Source organism: Martelella alba (assembly GCF_005217455.1).
Classification (GTDB): domain Bacteria; phylum Pseudomonadota; class Gammaproteobacteria; order Enterobacterales; family Enterobacteriaceae; genus Acerihabitans.
Window position 1 is genome coordinate 1 of record NZ_SZPQ01000054.1, and the last position, 25,449, is coordinate 25,449.

21 protein-coding genes and 2 pseudogenes are annotated in these 25,449 nt (G+C 47.6%); 11 read left to right on the forward strand and 12 right to left on the reverse strand.

Annotated elements, in window-relative coordinates:
* Positions 1 to 85: 85 nt before the first annotated feature.
* Together FCN80_RS23015 and FCN80_RS23020 are read right to left on the reverse strand one after the other, a co-directional pair.
* The gene (locus FCN80_RS23015) at positions 86 to 343 is read right to left on the reverse strand and encodes a type II toxin-antitoxin system RelB/DinJ family antitoxin (protein ID WP_136992679.1); all 258 of its coding nucleotides are present in this window, start codon (positions 341 to 343) and stop codon (positions 86 to 88) included.
* 192 nt (positions 344 to 535) lie between these two features.
* The gene (locus FCN80_RS23020) at positions 536 to 1,711 is read right to left on the reverse strand and encodes an MFS transporter (protein ID WP_136992680.1); all 1,176 of its coding nucleotides are present in this window, start codon (positions 1,709 to 1,711) and stop codon (positions 536 to 538) included.
* A gap of 114 nt (positions 1,712 to 1,825) precedes the next feature.
* Here FCN80_RS23020 and FCN80_RS23025 point away from each other — a divergent pair, with 114 nt between their 5' ends.
* Positions 1,826 to 2,764, forward strand: coding sequence for a LysR family transcriptional regulator (locus tag FCN80_RS23025; protein WP_230492880.1), 939 nt, complete (start codon positions 1,826 to 1,828; stop codon positions 2,762 to 2,764).
* 201 nt (positions 2,765 to 2,965) lie between these two features.
* On the opposite strand, the gene FCN80_RS23030 is transcribed toward FCN80_RS23025, so the two are convergent.
* Complete coding sequence (locus FCN80_RS23030) at positions 2,966 to 3,385, reverse strand: GNAT family N-acetyltransferase (protein ID WP_230492881.1); 420 nt, start codon at positions 3,383 to 3,385, stop codon at positions 2,966 to 2,968.
* On the opposite strand from FCN80_RS23030, the gene FCN80_RS27010 reads away from it, so the two are divergent.
* Entirely contained in the window at positions 3,378 to 3,770 is a 393-nt protein-coding gene (locus FCN80_RS27010) for a phage integrase central domain-containing protein (RefSeq protein ID WP_230492882.1), read from the forward strand. The two genes, FCN80_RS23030 and FCN80_RS27010, sit on opposite strands and share 8 nt — an antisense overlap.
* Here FCN80_RS27010 and FCN80_RS23035 read toward each other — a convergent pair.
* Both FCN80_RS23035 and FCN80_RS23040 read right to left on the reverse strand, forming a co-directional pair.
* A pseudogene (locus tag FCN80_RS23035) lies at positions 3,745 to 5,077 on the reverse strand (MFS transporter). The gene FCN80_RS27010 and the pseudogene FCN80_RS23035 overlap by 26 nt on opposite strands.
* Before the next feature lie 196 nt (positions 5,078 to 5,273).
* Positions 5,274 to 6,434, reverse strand: coding sequence for an L-talarate/galactarate dehydratase (locus FCN80_RS23040; protein ID WP_136992682.1), 1,161 nt, complete (start codon positions 6,432 to 6,434; stop codon positions 5,274 to 5,276).
* Positions 6,435 to 6,537: 103 nt separating this feature from the next.
* Between FCN80_RS23040 and FCN80_RS23045 the strand changes: the two genes are divergently transcribed.
* Positions 6,538 to 7,452, forward strand: coding sequence for a LysR family transcriptional regulator (locus FCN80_RS23045; RefSeq protein WP_136992683.1), 915 nt, complete (start codon positions 6,538 to 6,540; stop codon positions 7,450 to 7,452).
* Between the two features lie 90 nt (positions 7,453 to 7,542).
* Here the strand turns inward: FCN80_RS23045 and FCN80_RS23050 are convergent.
* The 4 genes and pseudogenes from FCN80_RS23050 to FCN80_RS23065 form a co-directional block, all read right to left on the reverse strand.
* Positions 7,543 to 8,154, reverse strand: a pseudogene (locus FCN80_RS23050) (IS3 family transposase); the annotation flags it as partial.
* 277 nt (positions 8,155 to 8,431) lie between these two features.
* Positions 8,432 to 9,355: a TIM barrel protein gene (locus tag FCN80_RS23055; protein WP_136992684.1), complete on the reverse strand. Its 924-nt coding sequence runs from the start codon at positions 9,353 to 9,355 to the stop codon at positions 8,432 to 8,434.
* Between the two features lie 33 nt (positions 9,356 to 9,388).
* A complete protein-coding gene (locus tag FCN80_RS23060; protein WP_136992685.1) occupies positions 9,389 to 10,213 on the reverse strand; it encodes a sugar phosphate isomerase/epimerase family protein in 825 nt (274 codons plus the stop codon).
* A gap of 314 nt (positions 10,214 to 10,527) precedes the next feature.
* Positions 10,528 to 11,001, reverse strand: a complete 474-nt coding sequence (locus FCN80_RS23065; protein WP_136992686.1) for a heme-degrading domain-containing protein — start codon at positions 10,999 to 11,001, stop codon at positions 10,528 to 10,530.
* Between the two features lie 827 nt (positions 11,002 to 11,828).
* Here FCN80_RS23065 and FCN80_RS23070 point away from each other — a divergent pair.
* Positions 11,829 to 13,259 (forward strand): sugar porter family MFS transporter, encoded by a 1,431-nt coding sequence (locus tag FCN80_RS23070; protein ID WP_136992687.1) that lies wholly within the window; start codon positions 11,829 to 11,831, stop codon positions 13,257 to 13,259.
* A gap of 198 nt (positions 13,260 to 13,457) precedes the next feature.
* Complete coding sequence (locus FCN80_RS23075; RefSeq protein WP_230492883.1) at positions 13,458 to 14,528, forward strand: oxidoreductase; 1,071 nt, start codon at positions 13,458 to 13,460, stop codon at positions 14,526 to 14,528.
* A gap of 453 nt (positions 14,529 to 14,981) precedes the next feature.
* Here the strand turns inward: FCN80_RS23075 and FCN80_RS23080 are convergent, their stop codons facing one another.
* Positions 14,982 to 15,875, reverse strand: coding sequence for a MurR/RpiR family transcriptional regulator (locus FCN80_RS23080; protein ID WP_136992689.1), 894 nt, complete (start codon positions 15,873 to 15,875; stop codon positions 14,982 to 14,984).
* A gap of 990 nt (positions 15,876 to 16,865) precedes the next feature.
* On the opposite strand from FCN80_RS23080, the gene FCN80_RS23085 reads away from it, so the two are divergent.
* The 6 genes from FCN80_RS23085 (at position 16,866) to FCN80_RS23110 (ending at position 23,175) form a co-directional block, all read left to right on the forward strand.
* Positions 16,866 to 18,311: a sugar porter family MFS transporter gene (locus FCN80_RS23085; protein ID WP_230492884.1), complete on the forward strand. Its 1,446-nt coding sequence runs from the start codon at positions 16,866 to 16,868 to the stop codon at positions 18,309 to 18,311.
* A gap of 26 nt (positions 18,312 to 18,337) precedes the next feature.
* The gene (locus FCN80_RS23090; RefSeq protein ID WP_136992690.1) at positions 18,338 to 19,348 is read left to right on the forward strand and encodes a Gfo/Idh/MocA family protein; all 1,011 of its coding nucleotides are present in this window, start codon (positions 18,338 to 18,340) and stop codon (positions 19,346 to 19,348) included.
* Between the two features lie 91 nt (positions 19,349 to 19,439).
* The gene (locus FCN80_RS23095) at positions 19,440 to 19,868 is read left to right on the forward strand and encodes a PTS mannitol transporter subunit IIA (protein WP_136992691.1); all 429 of its coding nucleotides are present in this window, start codon (positions 19,440 to 19,442) and stop codon (positions 19,866 to 19,868) included.
* A gap of 77 nt (positions 19,869 to 19,945) precedes the next feature.
* Positions 19,946 to 20,887, forward strand: coding sequence for a sugar phosphate isomerase/epimerase family protein (locus FCN80_RS23100; RefSeq protein ID WP_136992692.1), 942 nt, complete (start codon positions 19,946 to 19,948; stop codon positions 20,885 to 20,887).
* Positions 20,888 to 21,370: 483 nt separating this feature from the next.
* Positions 21,371 to 21,730 carry an MFS transporter gene (locus FCN80_RS27515; RefSeq protein ID WP_373880359.1) on the forward strand — a complete coding sequence of 120 codons (360 nt, stop codon included), beginning with the start codon at positions 21,371 to 21,373 and terminating at the stop codon, positions 21,728 to 21,730.
* A 620-nt stretch (positions 21,731 to 22,350) separates the two neighbouring features.
* On the forward strand, positions 22,351 to 23,175 hold the full coding sequence (locus FCN80_RS23110) for a sugar phosphate isomerase/epimerase family protein (RefSeq protein ID WP_136992693.1): 825 nt from the start codon (positions 22,351 to 22,353) through the stop codon (positions 23,173 to 23,175).
* A 361-nt stretch (positions 23,176 to 23,536) separates the two neighbouring features.
* Here FCN80_RS23110 and FCN80_RS27300 read toward each other — a convergent pair whose 3' ends face one another.
* Both FCN80_RS27300 and FCN80_RS23120 read right to left on the reverse strand, forming a co-directional pair.
* The gene (locus FCN80_RS27300; RefSeq protein ID WP_136992694.1) at positions 23,537 to 23,779 is read right to left on the reverse strand and encodes a hypothetical protein; all 243 of its coding nucleotides are present in this window, start codon (positions 23,777 to 23,779) and stop codon (positions 23,537 to 23,539) included.
* Between the two features lie 319 nt (positions 23,780 to 24,098).
* Positions 24,099 to 25,256, reverse strand: a complete 1,158-nt coding sequence (locus tag FCN80_RS23120; RefSeq protein WP_136992695.1) for an iron-containing alcohol dehydrogenase — start codon at positions 25,254 to 25,256, stop codon at positions 24,099 to 24,101.
* Positions 25,257 to 25,449 lie beyond the last annotated feature (193 nt).

Consider the following 25,449-nt stretch of genomic DNA (forward strand, 5'->3'; position numbering starts at 1 on the left):
TTTTCATAGAGATCTCCTCGATTCAGGTTACGAGAAAATTCTACTTATGAACACACCGGTTTTTCGGGGGGATTACCTAAGAACTTTACCAACCTAAATCACGTTTCAGGTCGTCAACCGTATCAACATGCGTCACCTTGATACCCGTTTCCAGGTCACGAATAGCCTGGAGTGTCTCCTTATTAGGTTGAAGCAGGTCAGCCGGCAGCTCGGCGCTGACAGCTAGGCGATTAACAACCATGCGTATTACTGTCGACAGATCCAGACCTAATGCCTTGGCATTGGCCATGGCAGCCGCTTTGGACTCGGGTGAAACCCGGGCGCGAACAACAGAATCAGCCATAAAACCTCCATTACTGTTTTTTTTCACTGTAGCTACAACGTAGCTATTTTTCAATATGAAAGTTGGTTTTCGCATGCGGAGGTGCGGACCAAAACTTGGACTATTCTCCACTGACAACGACAACAGCTCTACTGTGTCGTAAAAACCCAATACATCACCACAATTACGAGGTATTTCAGTCCGGCTTCAACCTCAGGGCCGGGGTGATTTCATCGACGGTAAAGTTATTTGCCAAATCAGCGCGATGACAGCCATCACGGCAATGATCGCGCCGACCGGCGCAAGGGAGGGTAAACCCCAGGCGTTGATGGCCACGCCGCCGATCCCTGAGCCGAGCACGACGCCAGCGTTGAAGGCGGCAATGTTCATCCCCGAGGCTACATCCCTCGCCTGGGGCTGATAACACCCAGCGAGCATCAGGATACGAGACTGAAGCGGGGGAATGGCTCCGTAGGTAGACAGGCCCAGGAGTGCGACCAGTCCGATCATCGCCAAAGGTTGGTGAAGCGCGAAGGCCAGCATTACCAGCGACAGCACGATCCCGACGAGCTGGATGATTGATGCGCGGTCCATGCCCTGACTGTCTGTCAAGCGGCCGCCAAACACGTTACCGAGCGCAGCCCCAATTCCATAGGCGAAAAGCGCCACGCTCGCGGTTTTTACGCTGACTTGCGTGACCTGTAACAACATCGGTGAAACGAACGTATAGAGCGCGAATGAGCCGGTATAGGAAAGCATCGGGATGCTGGCCCCGGCCAGCAGCCGTCGATCCAGAAGCACGCCGAAATCGCGCAACCCGGCACTCTTCGTTGCGGTCTCACCCGATCCGGTCGGCATCAAGGCAACAATACCGAGGCTACCGATTAAGCCGCAGGCCGAGATGACGAGGAAGATCATCTGCCAGTGGAGGATGGAACCAAGCCAGGCGCCGACCGGAACGCCGAGCGACATAGCCACCGTGACGCCGCCAAAGACCAGGGAAAGGGCCGAGCCCGCGCGTTCCGGTGCAACCAGCCTTGTCGCCACGCTCGACGCGACGGCAAAGAAAACCCCGTGGGCAAGGCCCGACAGCAACCGGGCGAAGAGCAACGGCGGCAAGCTATAGGAGAAGCCCGCGATCACATTGCCAACGCTAAACACCAGCATGGCGGCGAGGATCAGGTGCTTGCGAGACCAGCGGGCGGCCAGCGCGGTCAGGATCGGCGCCCCAATGACGACGCCAGCCGCATAGGTTGTGACGGTGAGACCTATGCGGGTGACGTCAAGGTGTAGGTCATTGGCGATCGCGAAAACAAGGCCGATGGTGATGAACTCGGTAAAGCCTACAGCAAAGGCGCATAGCGTGAAGACGTAGATGACAGAAGGCATGCCCGACCTTTTCCAGTAAAGCCCGCCTTCTCCTATCGATACACGGATCCTGGCAGGCAAAATCATTGTGGCTGTCATCTTGCACTTGGCTATGCTATCCATAAAGGTGCATAGTTGGAGAATACTTATGACAGTTTGGAAGAAATGAGCTTTCGCAATCTCGATGATCTCGTGGTGTTTGTTCGTGTGACCGAATGCGGCAGTTTTTCAGCCGCCGCTCGTGCGATGGACCTGGCCCCGACCACAGTCAGCAAGCAAATCGCCCGGCTGGAAAGGCAGCTTGGCACGACATTGTTTGAGCGCAATACGCGCAGGCTGAAGATAACCGAAGAAGGCCGCGCCATCGTCGAACGGGCGCGCGCCGCGCTTGTTCTTCTGGATGAAGCCACTGAGATCGCGCGGGCCGGAACTGACGAACTGACAGGGACGATCCGCGTGACGGCCCCCGTCCCCTTCGGCAGTCGCTATGTGGCGACGGCAACAGCCGCCTTTCGCAAATTGCATCCAAAAGTCGGCTTCGAACTGCACCTGACCGACCGAATTGTGGACCTCTACACAGGCGATATAGACGTGGCCATCCGCGTAGCGAAGCTGGCCGACTCCCGGCTGATCGCACGGCATCTGGCCAACAATCGCCGTATCCTGGTTGCAGCGCCCGACTATCTCGAACAGTACGCCCCACCGCTGCATCCAGACGATCTGGTAGATCATACTTGCCTGCTGTTTTCCTATCCGGGATTGGGCCGGAACAGTTGGACCCTTCGCAAAGGTCGTGAGGTTCACGAGGTCGTGATATCAAGCAACCTTGCGACCGACAGTGGTGATACGTTGCGGACCTGGTGTATCGCCGGGCTTGGCGTGTCGCTGCGGGAACTTTGGGATGTGGCTGACGAACTGCGAGCCGGACGGCTCGTCCATATTCTGCCCGGCTGGGAGGAAGAAACCAGCCCCATCAGCTTCGTGCGACCGAAGCGTGACCCTGTGCCTAAGCGGATTAGCACCTTCGGTGATTTCCTTGCTGAGCTCTGGCGCGTTCCTCCATGGGAAGCTTGAAGTCCCTACTGTCGCAAAAATGCTAATACATGGAACACGCCTGAACACACACAAATCTCTTTCGGGCCGGGTCCGGTATAGCCATCCCAGTAAACAGTACCAGGGCAAACTGGAGTTTTTTGCTTTTTCTTATAAAAGAGGCAAGCCTGTCCTGAAACAGACCTGCTATACCAAGGAACAAAACGCCTTATCCGGGAGAAATCAAACGCTCCCCACCGATTCCCCCAACGTTACCATCAGCATCATCGGGTCAATTGGAGAAGGTTCAAATCCGCCCCGTAGGTAAAATTCCCGCGCCTCATCAGATAGCGCATGCACCAACATTCCACGAATACCAATAGTTTCCGCCACCTGAATCACCCGTAGCCCCGCATCTCTTACCAGTGCCCGCCCTACGCCCTGGCCGTGCAATGATGTATCTAACGCCAAACGGGCTAGCACGACCACCGGGATCGGATCAGGCATATTACGGCGAAAGCGTCCAGGCGAGGCATTTGTCATCACTGCACTGGATGCCAACGAGTAATATGCCATCACCTTCGAATCGTTGTAGCAGACGAACGTTCGGGACGCGCCGGTTAGCTGATTTTTCATCGCCCGCTGTTTTAGCCAGTTGTCCATAGAATTCACGCCGCAACAGAATGAGGATAAAGCCCGGACTAATCTCAGCGCAGGGGAAGATCCAGGTGTAAAAAAACAGCACGACAAGCAGGCGAAGAAAAACGGCAATACCTTTGAAACCATTGCCCGTCAGTGGGTGGCCGCTAACATTCGCTGGACTGAGGAACACACCGCCAAAGTCCTGCGTTCGCTGGAACTGCATGCTTTCTCGTTCGTCGGCAATACCCCTATCACCGACCTGAAAGCCGCTGATCTGCCGGTCCCATTACGGGTAGCAGAGAAAAAAGGTTACGGGGATGCCATCATGCGTGCCGATGATCCGGCATTGTGTCCTGGCCGGATATTTTGCATTCGATTGATTAATGCTTCAGTGTCATGCGCGTGATTTCACCGACCACTAGCACATAGCAGAGCATGGCGGCAATGGCCGAGACGCCGACATAGATGAGCGCGCCGTTGAATGAGTGCAACGCTTTGACCAGGTAGCCGATGACCAGTGGAGTGACAATGGAGGCAATATTGCCAAAGGCATTGAATATGCCGCCGCACATGCCCGCCGTCTCTTTCGGCGCCATATCTGACACCACCGTCCAGCCCAGCGCGCCGAATCCTTTGCCAAAAAATGCTAATGCCATCAGTGAAACAACCATCACATGGCTATCAATGTAGTTGCACAGAATTAATGAAGTGGCCAGCACCATACCAAAAACAATGGGAATTTTGCGCGCGGCGGTCAGGCTCAAGCCTCTCTTTAGCAACCAGTCAGAACAAACACCGCCCAGGATACCGCCGGCGAAGCCGCAAATCGCTGGGATTGAAGCAATAAAGCCTACATTCAAAATAGACATGCCTCTTTGCTGCACCAGATAAATAGGAAACCAGGTGAGGAAGAACCAGGTAATGGTATTGATGAAATATTGCCCGAGGAATACGCCCATCAGCATACGATTGGTTAGCATTTGTTTTATCGAATTCATCCCCCCCCGATGCTGGTGTTTTCCCGGCGACTTTCGCATCTATATCGATAATCGCACCGCCTTCAGTGATATATTCCAGCTCTTGGCGGGAAAGAGAGGGATGCTCGGTGGGGTTATGCACATAACGAACCCAAATAAAGGTTAGAATAAACCCAATCACCCCCATGACGGTAAAGTCGTACTGCCAGCCCAAAGCGAAAGTCAGCCAGCCAAGTAGCGGTGAAAACAGGGCCAACGCGAAATACTGTCCGGCATTGAAACAGGCGGTGGCCGTGGCGCGCTCTTGCATGGGAAACCACGCCGCGACAATGCGGGCATTAGCGGGAAAAGAAGGCGCTTCCGAGAAGCCCAGCATAAAACGCAGGAAAAACAGGCTGATGACAATCCATGCCAATGGCATTAACTTCACAAATCCCTGGAGGAAAGTGAAACATGACCAGAAAAACAAGCTCCAGCTGTAGACTTTTTTTGAACCATAACGGTCCAGCAACCATCCGCCGGGAAGTTGCATAATCAGATAAGACCAGCCGAATGCTGAGAAAATCAGCCCCAAATCGCCGGGGCCAAGACCTAATTCTTTGGTGACGGAACTTCCAGCGATCGATAATGTTGCGCGATCCGCGTAATTCACACTGGTAATAAGAAAGACAATAACCAAGATAATATAACGGACGTGGCTTTTTTGTTTTCTAAACCGTGTAGTAGGGCTAGTCATGAAAAACCTCTTTACAAGGTAAAATGTTTATTGATTTATTTTTTAGATCTGAAGTAATAATAAAGATAAAATTGAAAGCAGGCACAGAGCGCCAGTATACGCTCTGCTCGCGGGAAATACTCCGAATCGTTCAGCAGATACCAGTATTATTTATTACCAATAACTGGATGATGGTATCGTGTTATTGAACAGCTTTTTAATGCTGTTTGCCTGTCTCAAAGCTCGCTACAGTCCAGGATTGCGTTTGCTCATGTAATGTTAATCCAAGTCCCGGGCGAGCCGGCACGATCATATGCCCGTTGCGAATGTCTATACGTTCGTTGAATACCGGCTCCAGCCATTCAAAATGCTCAACCCAGGTTTCATTGGCGTAGGCCGCCGCCAAGTGGAGATGGATTTCCATGACAAAATGCGGCGCCATTATCAAACCATGATCTTCCGCCATCTGTTGAACCTTCAGGAATGGTGTGATACCACCGACACGCGGCGCATCATGCATCACTAAGTCGACCGCGCCCTGGCGAATATATTCCGCCACTTCGCTGGCACTGGTCAGCATTTCTCCGGTCCCCACCGGTGTCACCAGTTGTGAGGAGAGCATGCGGTGTCCTTCCACATCGTAGGCATCCAACGGCTCTTCAATCCATTGCAGGTTGAACTGCTCCATCGCCAACCCCATGCGCTGCGCGGTGGTTCTGTCCCACTGTTGGTTGACATCAACCATCAGCGGCGTGTCATCGCCCAACTGCTTACGCACCTCCTCGACGCGTTTCAAATCAATCCGTCGGTCCGGATGGCCAACTTTCATTTTAATCCCACCGATACCGCGTACCAGAGAAGCTTTTGATTTTTCGACGATTTCATCTACCGATGCCTGCAAATAACCGCCAGACGTATTATAACAACGCACCGCGTTACGCTGTGCGCCAAGCAATTTGGCCAGCGACAGATTTGCGCGCTTTGCTTTCAGATCCCACAATGCAGTGTCAAATGCGGCAATAGCCTGTGTTGCCAGACCGCTGCGACCGACCGATGCTCCGGCCCACACCAGCTTGCTCCATAGGCGAGAGATATCATTGGGGTCTTCCCCCATTAATAACGGCGCCATTTCTTTCGCGTGAGCAAACTGCGCCGGTCCGCCGTTGCGCAATGTGTAAGTAAAGCCCAATCCCCGTAAACCTTGTTCCGTTTCGATTTCCGCAATCAGCAATGCCACATCTTTTAGTGCCTTCTGGCGGCCGGTAAGGACTTTCGCATCGCTCACCGCCGTGTTCAAAGGAACGTTTACTGATGACAGTTTGATCCAGCTGATACGGTCGAAAACGTTAGCAGCAGTAATATTTTCCGCAATGGTCATACATAACCTTTTGATGAATTGAAATATAACTTTACCAGAATAACGGTATGTGCCCATACTATCTAATCTAATTAGAGTATTAATTTATGCAGGATTGGTATAAATGTTTGAATTAAGTCAGTTGCGATTCTTCATCGCTGTGGCAACGGAATTGAATTTCTCCCGGGCCGCAAAGCGGCTGAATATGACGCAACCCCCTCTTAGCAGGCAAATACAGTTGCTTGAACATCAACTGGGCGTGGAGTTATTCGAGCGGTCTACCCGTTCCGTAAAATTAACCGTCGCCGGGCTGGCGTTTTACAAACAGGCGAATCAACTTCTTGAACACGCGACATATGCCGCGCAACAGGCGAAACGCATCGCCGCAGGGGAGACTGGCAACCTGACGCTCAGTTTTGTTTCTTGCGCCATTTATGCTTTGATCCCCGCTGTTATCCATCGGATACGTCACAAATATCCGCAGTTGAATATTAATCTTTTCGAACAATCCACCGCCGAGCAATTGAGCGGCTTGCAATTGCAAAAAAATGATGTGGGTATCATCAGAACATCCATAGTGGACGATAATCTCTATACCGAAAAGCTGCTCAGCGAGCCGTTTGTTCTGGCCATTCCTTCTCATCACCCTTTGGCCAAAAAAAACCTTATCACAATAAAACAACTTGAAAAACAGAAAGTTATTATCTATTCCTCCATGAGCTGGCAACCTTTTTACGAAAAAATCTCAACACTGTTTTATCAGGAAAACGTTCAGCCTGATTACGAACTTTGCACCGGGTCGACGGCGACTATACTCTCAATGGTCAAAGGCGGCTTGGGGCTGGCTCTGGTTCCTGCCGGCGGGATGCATATCCGCTTTAGCGGCGTGGTTTACAAGGAGTTAGTGCTCGCTACGCCGCTTATCAGTGATCTCTACCTGGCGCGCAGAAAAGACAATATCAATCCGGCGATAGAAACACTGATCAATGCGTTGAAAGAATGCGCAATATCCGCTGAAAAAGCTGACTTTACTCTATAGCGCCGGATTGAACCGCCCCGGTTTTCCGGGAGAGTGTTTTGTCTGTGAACTCAGACTGCCAGAACCGGGTTCCGGATGGAAGCATAATACGCTTTTTCTGTGTATCACCTCCGCCTTGTTCAGACCATTGATGCTTTCTGCCATCGCATTGTCGTAGGAGTCGCCCGTGCTGCCCGTGGAGGCCAGTAATTCTGCTTCCTGCAGCCGTTGCGTGTAAGCCAGTGAGACATACTGCGAGCCTTTATCCGAATGATGGAGGGTACCGGACGGGCGGCGGGACCACAGTGCCTGCTCCAGCGCATCCAGTACGAACGTCGTCTCCATCGACGCGGATATCCGCCAGCCAACGATCATACCGGCGAACACATCGATGATGAACGCCACATACGCGAAGCCCTGCCCGGTGCTCGCGTAGGTAAAATCAGCCACCCAAAGAATAGCGTTGCTGCGCCGCAGCTCACGGTTCTCGCGCTCCAGCTCTTTCAGCCGCTGGCATTCGGTGGTGGTGAGTCCACCATCACCACCACCGGCATCCCGCTCCTGCTGGCGTATCCATGACCGTAGCGTCTCGGGGGAACAGCCAATCTTTGGTGCGACAGAACAGATCGCTGCCCACTGTGAGGGGTATTCATGCTGGCTCTCAAACACCAGGCGGATGGCACGCTGACGTACCTCGGGGGAAAATTGATGGTTTTTTGTCATCCTGTTACCTCTCTCTCAGGGAGTTTAGTCTCCAGGAAACCCGGTACGGTTCATAAGTGCCATCTGACCGTGCGTTCTGAACACCCCATGTATCGGGCAATGTCGATAATATAAGCGCCTTGAGTGCGCAATTGCCTTATGATTGGGAGGTCCTCTCCGCTTAACAAGGCGCTTCATTTTTCGGTGTTGGAATCTTAAAGAAACATCTTGTTGGATGGAGTGGCCAAACTTTCCGATGAATTACGACCTTATATCGGCAATGCCGATAACGTCGGACTCAAAAACCCATCGTCTGCAAATAGCGCAAACTTTCCATGACATCTCCTAAGCTACCGCCTACATTACGGGGATCACGCTCCTGCTCGATTGTAACCCAGCCTTGATAATCTTTTTCCTTGAGGATTTTTCTGACAGAGGGATAATCAATAGATCCTTGACCAAGCGGGCACATAGCTCCCGCCGCCGCTGCGGTGAAGAAATCCAGTCCTGCATTCAAGGCATCTTGCTGTATTGTTTTATTGACATCTTTAAAATGAAGATAGTCTAATCTGGAGAAATAGCGCACCAGCCAAGCGGCGGGATCCATTCCTGAATAATAAAGATGTCCTGTATCCAAACACAGACCGGCGGTAGTATAGGGAATATCATTCGCCAACCGGTCGATTTCATCAGCGAATTCTATACATCCCCCGGCATGAGGGTGGATAACCGGGCGGACGTTATATTCGTTCCAGGCGATAACAGCAATATGTTTGATATGTGTTATCATACGATACCAATCTTCAGTAGCAAGTCTGGGAGAAATATCAGGATGACCCGCAAAACGGGCACGCTGAGGATTGCCGAAGTCAATTAAGACCAGATAAGGCGCAGAAAAGCGGGTAGTCTTATTTTTTTCCGGAGTAGGGATCCTGGACAGATTCCTGCATATACTATGAGTAAGAAAAATCAGATTGGGAAAATTATCTTCACTTACCAAATCGTCAAAAATAGTCCCTGCCACAATGGATAAATGATATTGATGCAAGGCAGCGGTCAACACTTCGGGATCGGTAGGGAAATAGGTCCATGGACCCAGTTCGATACTGGTATAACCAGCTAGGCTGGCTTCCTGAAGGACTTTTTTGTAGGGGGGAAGATAGGGGTTTCGAGGATCGTCCACGCCCCAGCTACACGGGGCATTGGCAATATTAATGGTCATGACAGACTCTCCTGGATGTTAAGAAGAAAAACGCTATGAGGTATATGCCGTTAGGCTTTGGTAATTATCGAGACCGATTTGCCATAAATCGTCCTCCCAATGCGTTGGGCTAAGCTGTTCGGGGCACCAGACGCCATTATAACCAGTAGCGCGAACCGCTTTTACCCAGGCAGGGATATCGACCTCCCCTTCCCCTGGCCGATAATCTCGTAATACATGCTCATCACATTTTTCCCCTGGCCGGGCCGCACGCCCATCACAAAAATGAACGCCATAAATCAATTTGGCATCCATGCGCGCCACCTCGGTTGGCGTGGTTTTACCACCGGCGTGCAAATGCCAAAAATCAATAACCACACCAACATTATCCCGCCCTACTCGCTGAATAATATCCAATGCCTGGCTTAAGCTATTAAATGGCGTAAAAGCTACCACTTCAATCTGAAACTTAACGTTATAATGTTTACCGATATCTGCAATTTCGGTAATATTATCTACTAATATTTTATTTCTTTTTTCTTCGTCTAGCGAATTGATTTCCTCAAGCGCCAAAAGCTGAACAACCGGGCAATGTAAACTTCTTGCCACCTGGCATATTTTGCGGGCTTCCTGTAACATGGCTTGCCGTTCAGCAGCTTGATAGCGGCCGATATGTCGTAGTGCATTAATACAACTTACCTCTATGCTATTTTCAGATAATAATTGGTTGAACATTTCCAATGTACCACCATTATCGATGTAACGAAACAAGTGCTCGGGCAGAATTTCCAGTGCGTCAAATCCGCATTCCTTCGCAATTCTTACTTGTGTAACGACATTACTGTACCAGACAGAAATCCCATGTAGTGCTTTTTTCATTTCTTTTCCTTATAAATACGAAAGAATTTAAAAAAAATCGATAATGAATTGTCATACAACCCACAGCATCGGATCGGCGGAAATAATGGTCAAAGCGCCAAACTTCCTTGAGGAGCCTGCCAAGGGTATCTCATCAGATTCAGTTGGGCAAAATAACCATGACGCGACTATCACATTGTCCCGGTGAGCCACTTTGATTAACCGGAGAGCGGACGCCGTTACGCGACACCGTGATGACGCCCCCGAGGTGATTCCTTGCGGCGCATTTCCGCCGCCAAAACGATAACAATTAAATACATCGGCCCTAACGCCCATCAATGTTGTTGCGTCAGATAATTATGGATACCCCATAAAACTAGTGCGTGATCATCTTGCGATGGCAATCCGCTGACGCTAACCGCACCTATGACGGCACCATGTTTTAACAGCAGCGGAAAGCTCCCGCCATGGTCACAATACTCGGCCTGATTAATAAAATTCTGTTCCGACATTGGCACCCCCTTCGCTGCATAATCCAGCCCAGCATACAGGGAGGAATGGCCTAAGCGCAGCACAGTGTTTCTTTTACGCCTCATCCATACCACATTATCTAAAGTAGCTCCCGGCAGAACTGAAACAAACAGTTCATGCCCATAGGCATAAATTTCAATGGACACCGGCGCACACTCATGTACCGCCCGGTCGTGAATCGTTTTGCCAATTTCCCACGCCCCGGCAAAATCAAGGGTATCGAAACGATTGTCTTGCTCTTGCTCAAGTAACTCGGCAAGGGTTAAAGCATGAGTCATTACAGTATTCCTTCTGGCTTATGGCAGGCACGTTGTTTACGTAATGACTACACTAGTATTTTGGAAAAAAAAATTCAAATAGAAATTTTTAGATTTTTGCGATCCGTTTAACGTTTCACGTTTAACGGCAGTCAAGAGGAGGGGGCGTTACACGGATCCTGAAAAAAATTTTCATAAAATTCTTTAAAATCAATCAATAATATATTTTTTCTATACTTGACACGACCTGTGGCGAATAAAGCAAGCAATATAAAAATTCCGATACCGATCACATTTATTTCATTTTTGTTTTGTTATTCTTCATTTTGAAAATTAAATTCTATTTAAGCCGCACGACATTCTCCTGATAGACTGGCCGGCGGTGAGATTTGTTAACATTTACCATCGCGCTATCTGCGGGATGCCTGCTGTATCAACCGTAAAAGGTTGCAAGGCGCGACATCAGCAGCATGACCAATAGATAAACAAGGTGTATGTGATGATGCTAAAGACACTATCCTTTTTTGCTAGTAAGTCGAATTACTTACAAGGGACCGTTTTTCTGATCGATGTCAGTGCTTGTCGCGAGGCCTCCTGGGAAACGAGGGAGCATAGCGTGAATCCGGACTGATACATACCTTTGGCTATAATTCAGGTAAAAATGACCCGAGTAGCGTAATGCCATCTGGATTTTATCAATTCAAGGCTACAACGAGAAATAGCAGGGTGATTCCTACGCAAAGCAGGAAGGTTATTCATTTTAAAAGCGTCAAAAACGATGACGATAACACTGTTTATGTATTACACCTCAAAATCCCGTTTTATCAATTTGACTGGAGAAAATGTTCATGTCAGACTCGAATATCCGATATGATATTAAGTACATAATTAGGATCTGTACCATAGCGGCCCTGGGTGGATTGCTGCTTGGCTATGACTCATCCATCATTTCCGGGGCCATCGAGCCTCTTAGTCGCCACTATAGCCTCTCGCCCGCACAAATAGGCTGGGCGGTATCCAACGTGATAATCGGTTGTATCATCGGTTGTTATGCCGGCGGTCCATTAGGAGATAAGTTGGGCAGAAAAAAAACCCTTGTGATAACCGCATTAGTATTTTTGGTCTCGGTACTGGGTACTTCTTTCGCCACAAGTTTTACCATGTTTGTGTGTTTTCGTATTATTGGCGGCCTGGCTATCGGCTTGGCTTGCGTTATTTCTCCTATCTATATGGCGGAAGTTTCACCGGCGGCCTTTCGGGGACGCGCCATTACAATGCATAGTTTTTGCCTGGTTGGTGGTCAAGTTATTGTGTTATTAACAAATTTCCTTATTGCCAGAGGGATGACCGATGCTTGGATGGTAGAATTAGGCTGGCGATATATTCTTGGGGCCGCCTTGGTACCGAGCGTGCTCTTTTTATTGGTAGTGTGGTTTGTCCCCGAATCGCCACGTTGGAATGTCATGGCCGGTCACGATGAGGCTGCCCTTAAAACTTTAGCACGAATCTCAAATTTGGAACATGCCAAAAGTGTTTTCCAAGAAATTAAAAATTCCCTGCAACAGCATAGTGCGCCAATTGATAAAAAATTCACTTTGAATAAGAAAACAATGATGTTTCTAACCATCGGGTTGGGGCTAGCTGTAGGTAATCAGCTTACCGGCATCAATGTTATCCAGTATTTCGGCCCGACCTTACTACTGAATATTACTGGAAACTTGGACGATGCCATGTTCAAAACTTTCTGGCTGGCGGTTTTCCAGTTCAGCGGTGTGGTGACAGGTCAGTATTTGATAGACAGAATAGGCCGAACCAAGCTGTTGCTTTGGGGTTCCTTGTGGTCGTTTATATTTTTAATTTATACTTTTATCGCTTTCTACTATCAATTCAAAGGATACGCCTCAGTCATCGGGTTATTTGGGTTTATGTTTACCTTTGGCACTACCTGGGCGCAGGTAATCTGGACGGTTATTGGTGAAATATTTCCGACTCATATACGAGCCATCGGCATGGGTATTTCAATCAGTGGAATGTGGATCGCCAGCTTTATTATTAGTCAAGGATTCCCTTTAATAAACAAAAGTCAATTCCTGCTTGAACATTTCCATGGCGGTTTCCCGATTCTGGTTTTCGCTATTTGTTCATTATTCACCTGGTGGTTTGCCAAACGCTTCGTACCAGAAACCAAAAATGTTCATTTAGAAGAAATTGAACAGTTAGTCGTCGCTAAATTTGCTAAAAAAGCGATAGCGAATACATCTGACGTGCATTCTCTGTAACCCATGCATCATCAATTTATCAAGGTGGCGCTAATCTACCCTATTTAACATGATCAATAAAACATTAGCTGGTTTAACGAGCAGATCTTTTGTCAACAACGCAAGCCTTATTAAAAGAAATGGATGCTATTGTGGCACTTAATCAATAATCGAGGAATTGATAATGGCCTTATGTCTTTTGTATAGTATGAGGAAATCATGATGAGTAAAATCTATAACATTGGTATCATTGGCTTTGGCTATGTTGGGCAAGTGTTTCATGCCCCGATTATATCAAGTGTCTGTGGATTAAAACTCCATACAATATGTGATAGTTCTGAAAAAAATCTTGGCTTGGCCGAGGAAAAATATCCCGATGTCAACCGCACCACAACCGTTGCAACGCTGCTGGACGACCCCAATATCGATATAGTCGTTATTGGCGTTCCTAATGCTTTTCATTATGATCTCGCCGCTCAGGCATTGGAAAAAGGCAAGCATGTTATCGTAGAAAAACCCTTTACTATCAATAGTAATGATGCAGATAAATTAATTTCCTTGGCAAAACAGCAACAGAGATTACTGTCCGTCCATCATAACCGCCGTTGGGATGCGGATTTCCTGACGGCGAAAAATGTAATTGATAGCAAATTATTAGGCGATTTAGTGGAATATGAAGCACATTTCGATCAATTTGTCCCGCGAGTTAATACTCAAGTCTGGCGGGAAAAGGATGCCCCTGGCTCGGGAGTGCTTTTTGATGTCGGTTCACATTTAATTGATCAGGCTCTCACGCTGTTCGGCTTACCAAACGCAATATTTTGTGAATTACGCCGGCAAAGGGAGCAGGCCAACACAACAGATAACTTTGAGGTTATCCTTGATTATGACAAAATTAAGGTCACCTTGAAAGGCGGCATGCTGGTAAAGATACCGGGACCTCACTTCACCCTAATTGGCAACCAGGGGAGTTTTATCAAATATGGCATCGACCAGCAGGAAAGCAAGTTATGTGCCGGACTGCTACCAAAAGATCTGGCTGATTGGGGCGAGGAAACACAAGAAATGCACGGGGAGTTCGCCACGGAAATAAATGATATGAAGATCAGCGGTAAGGTCGTGAGCGTGCCGGGGAATTATCGTGCTTTCTATCAAAATATACGGCAAACCCTCGATGGCGAAGTGGAACTTGCCGTGATGCCGCAACAGGCACGAAATACCATTAAAGTTATTGAGTTAGCTGAAAAAAGCGCCAAGGAGAAAAAGTGGTTGCCCTACCCTGTGGAATAGCTGTCTTGAACCAAACGCCTCCCGACGGTCGGAGATATTAACCGCACGGCATCCGAATCATCGGCTAAGAAAGAAGGAGTTGTCTTTTTGATATTGGCGCCAATACATTGTATTGAATAGACAATTCCTATTTCGTTCCCCGGCTAAGATGACTGACGGGAGTCAGTCAGACTTTGGGTGTGCCGCATGCGCAGTTGTCCATCCTGCGCATCCATCAGCAGTCCGATTGGATTGGCACGACAGGCATAAACAACGCCATTCTGCCGATGATCAGGCACTACTGAGTTGCGTATTTATCAAACAAGAGGATTTTTAGACAGAGGGTTCCGGCTTTCCGGACACAAGCCCCCCACCTGCAGACGGACTCAGAATCGAACCTACGGCGTCGGAGATCACGGTTTCTTCAAGATTGTTTGGTAATAATATCGTCAGCTTCCCTTGGTCATTGAATCTTTACGGTTTATCAATAATAGCGGTCTCCTTCTTACCTTTGCATGCTAGCGCGCTATTAGGCTGTGTCTTTTTTGTCGCCAGGGCAACAGCCAATGTCTGCACCAGACACATCGAAGCCGACTGCGAACGAAAACCGTCGATATTTGCCTCGCTAATAACAAAACAAACGTCGCTTAATGCTGCCAAGGAGCATATCCGGCTGTCAGTGATGACAATTTGCTTTATGCCTTTTTTCACACCCAATTTTACTAGTTGAAGCGTTTCTTTGGCATAAGGCGCAAAACTAATGGAGATAATCACATCGTTTTGCTCAATAATGTGTAACAGTTCGGTATAAATGCCACCATAGCCATCAATCAGGATGACCTTCCGCTGTACATGCAAAAAGGCATAGGTCAAATAGCATGCGATGCTAAATGAACGACCGCATCCGGCAACATAAATTTTTTTCGCGCCGTTTAGCAATTTAAGTGCCGATGCCAGTGTCCCCCCACTGATCTGCAAATGCAACTTTTCCAGCGTCTGGGCATTTCGGTTGGTAAATGTCTTTAGGATTCCGCCCGGCGTCATAGTACATTGTCCTTCTTCTTCCGATGAAATCTTACCCAGCAGTTTCGCCCGCCTAAGGTAACTTAGCCTTCCCTCCAGAGCCGATTTCCGAAACAGCAGTTTCATTGCATTAAAGTCGTAAAAACCGAACAAACCGGCAAAACGGATAAGCGCGGAAGGGGGAACATCTATACGTTCGGCGATAACAGCCAAAGAATCTAGCGCCACACTATCGGGGTTTTCTAGCATATAATGCGCTATTTTCCGCCATTCTCTGCCGAGATCGTCATAATGGGTATAAATGTTATCCCATAGCAAAGCGAACTGTTTTGTTGTATTTGTCATAATTTCACTAAGAAATATTTATTTCATATATATGAGTATATAGATATGATTTTTTCAAATATCAATGTCAATGAATCTTATACGACACCGTTCCGCCGAACTCAGCAAGCGGTCATCATGGTCCTTGCCCATCTGTTATGGATTTTCGTCGCGGGTAACTGTTATTGGCCGGACTTCAAGGGATCCCGGCGGATTCTAGAACATAGAATGCTACCGGCGACTCACGTTTTCTTCCCCACCGTCTGCCAGGTTCGATAGTTTTTCCCTGACGGCTTTTGCCAGGCTAACCATATTCTCCCCTAAGATGAACGGTAACCGCCAAGTGCGAACATCGCGCCAAGCGGTAGTTTTTATTCATTTTAGTTATAAAATAAAAAACATTTCCCAATTTTTCCATTTTTTTAATATTTATTTTATTTAGAGTCGTCGACTGAGCGATTCGCTGATTCCACCATGGCTCATCACACACCCATACCGCATTACGGACTAAAAATCATAAATTTCAAGTAATTACACAAGAATAATCTCTACTACAAAAAAAAGGATATGTCAATATTAATATGCATTTTTTGTGAGAAATTGCACTTAAGTAATTCGGATTTTGGAAAAAATATGAATGTCAGCACAAAATTAATATTCTATATAAAAATATATGGTATTTAATTTTCACATGGGTGTAATCTTATTTTTATATTATGTGACGGTTTCAGTAGCAAAGGTTACAGTTAATTGGCTGTTTAAAAAGACTATTTTCTCTAGGCGGGTCGTGGTTGGGTTCCAGCAGTAAAAGCGGGGGATACGATGGCAAAGGCGAGAGATAGATGACTCAACGGAACGGTAGATCGGCAGGATTCGATCATGGGCTTCATTTCGGGAGGCAAATTAGATACAGCCATCTTCTTAGGAGGAATTTTTATTCCAGATTCCAGAGTTTTTAATGCAGAACATCAAGTACCCACTTTAACCTCATAATAATTAAGGAAAAGTGATATGTATGATCATAATATGTACAACCAATCTACTCTACAAGAGTACAGTACTCCGGAAAAATACTCCCGAAAAATGCGCTGGATAGCCATTATCTCTACTATTGGCGGGCTATGCTTCGGCTATGATACCGGTGTGATATCTGGGGCGCTCATTTTCATGAAAAATGATCTGGGCTTGAGCCCTATCCAAGAAGGCCTTGTCACGTCATTTTTGTTAATTGGCGCGGCCTTAGGTTCATTGTTTGGCGGTTATTTATCCGATAGGCAGGGCCGTCGTAGAAATTTATTGTGGGTCGCCGCCATTTTCATATTCGGCGCGATCGGCACTTCACTGGCCTGGAGCTTTCCGTCGATGATAACGGCCCGGTTTGTGCTTGGGCTGGCGGTAGGTTGCGCATCGGTTACCGTGCCGGTTTATATTTCTGAGCTGGCGAGGCCAAATCAGCGCGAACGCCTCGTCACAGTGAACGAATTAATGATTGTCACCGGGCAATTTCTTGCTTATTCGGTGAATGCAATCATCGTCAATCTCTATCCGGATATGTCCCACAACTGGCGTATTATGCTGGCCATACCCGCTTTGCCGGGTGCATTATTATGGCTTGGCATGTTGATGATGCCTGAATCGCCCCGTTTCTTTTTAAGGAAGGGGGAAACCGAGAAAGCGATAAATGTTCTTAAGTTAGTACGCCGCCCTGAAGAAATAGATAATGAAGTCAGAGACATACAGCAAATCATACAAATTGACGCGGACAAACCTAGCGTTATTGAAGAAATTAAAAAAAGATGGGTAATCCAGCTGGTTTTGATTGGGTTAATGATTGTATTGGCAACCCGCGTCACCGGGGTGAACACAATTATGTATTATGCGCCGACGGTTCTCAAAGCGACCGGTCTGGGGGATGCTGCGGCGGTGACCGGAGCGGTGGCTAATGGTATTGTGTCTATTCTGGCGACGGTGCTGGGCATGTTGCTGATAGGCAAACATTCACGCAGACGGATGTTCTTTACCGGCCAGATAGGTGTTACGTTAAGTCTGGTTTTGATTGGATTGGCATTTTACTTTTTCTTCCACACCCAGACAGTAAATGGTATTGAGATCCTCCACGCCGATTTTAATGGCGCTAGTTATATCATTCTGGCCCTTATGCTACTTTTCCTAATTTTTATGCAAGGTTGGATAGCGCCAGTATTTTGGCTTATGTTGGCTGAAATCTATCCGTTGCGCATTCGCGGTGTGGGAATGGGTTTCGCAGTATTCGGGTTATGGGTATTTGATTTTATCATTCAATCTATCTTCCCATTTTTACTGAACAATTACGGTGGCGGAGCGACATTCTGTTTCTTCGCGCTAACTAACGTCATCATGTTGATTTTATTGTTTAAGTTTCTGCCGGAAACTCGAGGACTTTCTTTGGAACAAATCGAGAAAAAATTTCGCTTCTAACAACCAGATTATTTGAGGGACTGAATATGACTGTTAAAATTGGGCTCATCGGCCTAGGCATGATTGGTCTAGATCATTTACAAAGATTTAAGAAAACAATCAAAAATGCCAAAGTAACCGCGGTTTGCGATATCAATACAGATGTGGCAAACGCAATTGCCGATGAATATCAGGTCACGTCATTTTATGATGCCCATGAGCTTATCAATTCCGATCTTGTCGATGCCGTGTTCATCTGTACCATTGGCCCGGTGCACAATGAGCAAATTCTAGCGGCATTCAAGGCCAACAAGCCGGTATTCTGCGAAAAACCGCTGACGCCAACAGCGCCTGAAGCCAAAGAGGTCATCGAGGCGGAAGTGAGGTATGGCAAAAGGATGTTGCAACTTGGTTTTATGCGGCGTTTCGATCCTGGGTATCTGGCTCTCAAGGAAACCATCGATAGCGGCATACTGGGTGAGATCCTGATGGTACATTGCGCACATCGCAATCCGTCGGTCCCGGCCAGTTATACCCTTGAAATGGCGATTAACGATTCCGCCACTCATGAAATAGATATCATTCGATATCTCCTGAAAGAAGATATCGTGTCTGTTCGGGTGGACAGGCCCAAGAAAAAGACCCGTAAGGCCCTGGAACATTTGCAAGATCCGCTTATTGTGGTTTTTGAAACCCGTTCCGGCATTCGGGTAGATGATGAACTGTTTGTCAATTGCAACTATGGTTACGATATTCGTTGCGAGATCATTGGCGAAGAAGCGATTACGACGTTAACAGAACAGGCGCTGACGGAAACGCGGTCCATCAACGGTGTCGGCCGTCATATAACGATGTCGTGCATGGAACGTTTTGCCACGGCCTATGATTGCGAAGTCCAGAATTTTGTCGACAACGTTGCCGCCAATGTACCCATGACCGGGCCTTCTTCCTGGGACGGCTATATTGTCGCATTGGTGTGCGACGCGGGTATTGCGTCCCTTCATAACGGAATGCCCCATGATGTATCCATCCCGGATTGCCCGGAACTATATCGATAATGTCCCCGCTTGCCAGCGGCAGATCGGGACATGGGCTATGAAGTAAACGTTAGGGTTTGTTTCTTCACAATACTGTCGCGAGGAAAACGGTATGCTGAAGTTATCTGAAGAGGATATCTTTCTGGGCTGTAAAGCTTCAACCAAAAATGAAGCAATCAAAATCGCTGCAGATGCTTTGCAGAAAAGCGGATATGTGAGTTCGGGCTTTTATCAAGCAATGCTTGAACGGGATAAGGAGCTGTCCACCTACGTGGGTTCCGGCGTAGCCCTGCCCCATTGCGCCAAAAAATATATTCATCTCGTCAGTCGAACTGGTTTCCAAATCTTCCAGTTTCCCGATGGTGTAAACTGGGGAGAAGGCAAAATCGCCTTTCTGGTGGTCGCGGTCGCGGCGAAAAAAGATGAACATATCAAGGTATTAGCCAGTATCGCAGATCTATTGGATGATGAGGTAAAGACGACGCTTCTGGGCAGGCTGACGGGGAAAGCTGAGTTTATACGGCAATTTGTCAAAACTTGAAGCGATTATTTTATCGCCTTGGCACTGACAAGTTTAAATACCAGTTTTAACTGATTTATAATGAAGCAGGAATTATCATGAAACTTGCATTATGTACAGATGTTTTAGCTAAACTTTCATTCACAGACATGCTCGATAAAGTAAAAGGCTACGGAATCTCGGCGGTTGAGATGACGGCGGGGGGCTGGGCCACCTGTCCGCATGTCAAAACCGATGCATTGTTGGAATCGTCCTCAAGCCGCGCGGATTTGCTCAAGGAACTGGAAAGTCGCGATATGGAAATCGCCGCCCTAAACTGCTCAGGGAATCCATTGGCTCCGGGCGATCTTGGCAAAAAGCATGCCGCCAGCAGTTACAAGGCGGCTGAGCTGGCAGGTAAACTCGGCGTGAAAAAAATCGTGATGATGAGCGGACTGCCGGGCGGCGGACCAGATGATAAAATCCCAAACTGGATCACATCCACCGTATCGTGGCCGGACTATATGCCGGGCGTCGTCGACTATCAATGGAATCAAGTCGCGATCCCCTGGTGGAAAGAGTTCGCGGCCCATGCGAAACAGCATGGCGTCGAAAGAATCGCGATTGAAGAATTTCCTAGTCAGCTCATCTATAATCCCTCGACGCTGCTACGGTTGCGCAACGCCGTTGGCGACATGATCGGCATAAACCTGGATCCCTCTCACTTGATGATTATGGGAGCGGAGCCTATCGCTGCCATACGCAAGCTTGAAGGTGCCATTTACCACGTGCATGGCAAAGATGCCCGAATTGAAAAAGGCTTAGCCGATGTGGATGGATTATTGGACTTCCAACCAGTGACGGAAACCAGAACCCGCACCTGGAATTATGTCGCTGTAGGTTGCGGCAGGGGTTTGCAGTGGTGGAAAGAGTTCTTTTCCGTATTGAGTATGACAGGCTATGATGGTCATGTTTCGCTGGAAATGGAAGATCTTACCATGAGCGTTGAAGCGGGCTTGCAAACTTCAATCGATGCGTTGAACGCCACTATCAGTCGTTGATATCCAAGCAGCCACACACCGCGGAACTCGGTAGCGTCTGAGTCATGGCGGCAATGGTTCCCATTGCCGCCGATATGTGCCACAGCACCTTCAGAATGCTTTTCTCTCCCAGAGCCCGGCGAAAAATGCTTTTTGTCCATCGCTTACCACTAGCCTGCTAGCGCTCATGTAGTCATTATGAATAAATGTCTGCGTTCAAGTGAAACACCGTCATGTGTTGTAAAGAGGTTTAAGATGTTGAACACGTCTGGGCCCTAATGCACATGGCAGGAGTATCCATTCCCCAAATCCAAAGTAGAGCATCGGGTACATCCAGTATTTCTCTGGGTGGTTCACAAGCATGGGTGTCTCTGATCCATTTTCCTATCACCCACGGCATGGTAGAAGCACGGTTGATAGATATAGGTTGGCGTTATATGATGGAACACGGTTTGCCTCGGTTATCCTAATGATGACTTTGACATCTATCCTCCCCAATCCCTAATCTGGAATATCAGCAACCAGCGGTCTGAAATAGCAAATACCGTTCTATCCCGTGTCTATTTTATTCTTGTTCAGGAAGAGGTTTGTTTACCATTCATCGCGCCGATACCGGTAACAAGCACTTCAACCATAACATTGGGTAACGTTTTTAGGGCGCATTTATTACATTATGGAATGATAGTATTCAATACCATCGCTGTTTTACAACAAGTTACCGACACAGCAATCGAAATGTATTATGCGACGATCATATCGCAAACCAGTAATATGTCGAAAGATAATTTCCTATACAAAACAATATTTATTGGTTTACTCGATGTCATTGTTGCCTTTGTCGGCATGAATTTATCCGATCGTTAGAAAAATGTCCTGTAATGAAAATCATTACTATTGGGTTGATTTGCTCTTTGCTGCTGATCTCATATATACTTTTATACTTCAAGCTGCCTCTTTGTTGGCTCCGTTTGCTCACCCCAGTCACATAATGTGCTATACTCCTGGGGATTCGCTTACTTGCCACCACAATGCAATTTAAATTATACAGAGTATGGTATGTATACGCATTATGCCGGCTATTTTTCCACCTTTGTCGCATTCATTTTATGGTGATATTTGTCATTAGTCGGGGGGCAGGTCGCAGGGCCCTTATCCCGGCCACCTTCCTACAGCGTATTCAAAACTTAAGCTTGGGACTGACGGTAACATTAATGTGGATTTTTTATTTGTTCATCCGGTTTTTCCCTATGATCAACGACATTCCCGCGTTGAAAAATGCCTTCTATGGCGCATTCTCCATGTGGATATTTGCTTTGTTAAATCTCTTCTGCCTATTCATCCTTCCGCGTTATGTTCTGGAAACGAAAGTTATATCCATGGAAGATATCAAAAGTCTTCTTGGCACACTGATGAATATGTTAAAAAAAGATTACAAGCTAAGAACCTCATCCTATTCTCTTCCCGTAAATATTAAGAGGTAAAGCATGATTAAGGCACTTCATGGCATTTCCACCCATTACTGTAATGTGGTTACCGAAGCCAGAATCGCGGCTGAAACCGGCTTCGATGGCTTGGAATTTCTTCATTACAAGCTTTTGCGATATTTAGATAATGGAGGTAACACTTCAGCTTTGAAAAAAATTGTCAGCGGTCATGGACTACAAACTTCTTGCCTGAATGCGCTGATCGACATAGAACGCCATAAACCAGGGGAAAAGGAGGTGATGCTGAATGAGGCATTACGTCTTACCCAGGTAGCGTCGGAACTTGAGTGTCCGACCATCCAGATACTCGCCCAGCATGGCATTGATCACTTTCCCCAAGATCAAATTCTGGACATTATGTCGGAAAACATCTTGCAGATAGCCGATATCGGTTTGAAATATGGTGTTCGCTACCAAATCGAAGTCATCGCCCATACTAAATTCAATACGCTTCATCACGCCTTGGAAGTTATCAATCGTATAAAAAAACCCAATATCGGCTTAGTAATTGATTTTTGGCATTTATTCGCTACCGGTCAAGCCACCCCCGAGGATATTGCCACGCTAGATCCTAAGCTGATTTTCGGTGTACATTTTTGCGATGGCCGCAAACCCCAACCCGGCGAAGCCTGGGAAGAAACCGTATTGCGCGCCTATATGCCCGGCGAAGGCGATATTGATATTCAAGCCTGGACCGATGCGGTGAAGTCTACCGGGTTCGATGGGGTATGGTCGGCGGAACTTTTCAGTCCGCGGTGCTGGGAAATGGATCATTACGAACTGGCACGGGAAATTATCAAGAATATGACCCGCTATACCGGTTAACGTGCGGCGTAGTGGCTGGAAAATAGGACAATCCAGGCGGCCCATCCGCCAGCAGAATTATGGCGACGGCCAAGGATGGGCGCCATCACCGCGCAACTGACTGATTGAAGTGGTCAGTCAGCCCGGGTTATGCAATGTAGTGGCATTAACCCGCGGCGAACACCTTTTGTCGGTCTGTTCCGCTGGCCGGCAGATGGAATAACCCCCTTCCGTTGCCGGAGCCATGATGCTCCCTTAAAGGATCCCGTTTGCTGTAATATATATCCTATGGCAATAGGCGTAATGATTGCGCCTATTTGTTTCACCAGGTTAAGTACCCCGCCACTTAAACCGACGATTTCCTTGGGCGCCGTATCGGCATTCACCGTCCAGCCCAATGTGCCGAACCCTTTTCCAAAGAAAGACACATACTTGCCACGACGATGATATTAGAATCGATGTAGTTACAAATTAACATACTGGTACACAACAACATACCGAGAATCATGGCCGTTTTGCGTGCCACCGAGAGGGAATATCCCCGTTTTAGCAAACTGTCCGATACAATGCCGCCCAACACGCCGCCGATACAACCGCAAATCGCCGGCAGAAGCAAAACAGGCATATTACACTTCCATCGGGAATAAAGATCTGGCGGCCTGAGTTCACAGACTTAACACTCTCCCGGAAAACTGGGGCTGTTCAAAAAATACAAGACATACCCCCTCAAGGCATGCCTTGCTTGAGCGGTGGTATGTCGTTGTGGCGTAAAGGGTCTTCCCTGCCCGTCGGGCAAAGAAAACGCGAGAGGAAAATCGTTTTATGACTGAGACGAAAACCGCTATTGCCAGACGGAAAGCCGTTTTTTCCCGCCTGATTTTTGTTCATTTTACCTTAGGCGCTCCGCAGCCCCTCGCCAGGAAGGGGGCATCCGTTGTATCAAATTAAACTAAACAGCCTGCTCCGTAGTACATATATTTATATAAGCTTTTCACATCCTCCACCGTCGGCGGTACAGGGTTGGTAAGTGAACAAGGATCATCAATAACATTTTCGCTCATCCGCTCAAGCAAGCCGAAAAAAGTAGCCGTATCGACGTTGATTTCATCGCATTCACAGAAATCGCGCGGAATGCCAAGACTGGCATTCAATGCATTTACTGAATCGGTAAGATCATTAATCCCCAATTGTGTTTCAATCTTATGGTATTTATCGGTTGCCTGGGAGTTGTACTGTATGACGTACGGTAGCATGATGGCGTTCGCCAATCCGTGGGTGATACCCAGTTCACCGCCGATTTTATGCGCCATAGCGTGTACCAGTCCCAATGATGCATTGGTAAAGGCAATTCCAGCTAAAGCAGACGCATTATGCATATTCGCTCGCGCCGTCAAATTGCCTGGCTCACGGTAGGCTATGGGCAGATTCTCAAATACCAAACGGATAGCTTCCATGGCGAAAGGATCGGTAAATACGCTCGCCGCCGTGGAAACATAAGCCTCAATGGCATGCGTCAGCACATCCATACCGGTATGCACAGTAACCTTGGCGGGCATCTTGGCTGGAATAAGCGGATCCAATATGGCGATATCCGGCACGAGATCTTGCGCCACAATAGGGTATTTGATGTGCGAGTCCGTATCGGTAATCACGGAAAACGCAGTGATTTCCGAAGCGCTGCCGCTGGTGGAAGGGATCGCGACAAAGCGGGCCTTGTTACGCAACGGCGGCATTGCCCCTACAGGTAGAATATCTTCAAAACGTAATTCGGGGTGTTCATAGAAACACCACATAACCTTCGCCGCATCCATCGCTGAACCACCACCAATGGCGATAATCCAGTCGGGTTCAAAAGCCAGCATGGCGGCTGCGCCGCGTTTTACCGTGGCGAAGGATGGATTAGGTTCAACCTGATCGATAAGGACACATTCCATGTTCGCTTTTTGTAATTGCTTTATCGCTTCATCGAGAAATCCAAACTGTTTCATGGAACGGCCCCCGGTCACCAAAACAGCTTTTTTCCCTTTTAGAGTCGATAAATGATTCAGGGCATTTTCGCCATAGATAATACTACGTGGGATGGAAAAAGAGGATATGTTCATGGAAATCTCCCAGCCGTCAGGCCTCGTTAATTTGCAATTTCTTTAGTTTACCGACGCATTATTATTTTTGTGTAAGTTATAGTCTGTATAATGAAAAAATCGCCATTATAACATTATACTGATCTTGACCCGTTATATTCAGACAGCTTTTATCTCTAAGTTAGTGTTATCCGTCGGCTCCGGTATTCCCTCG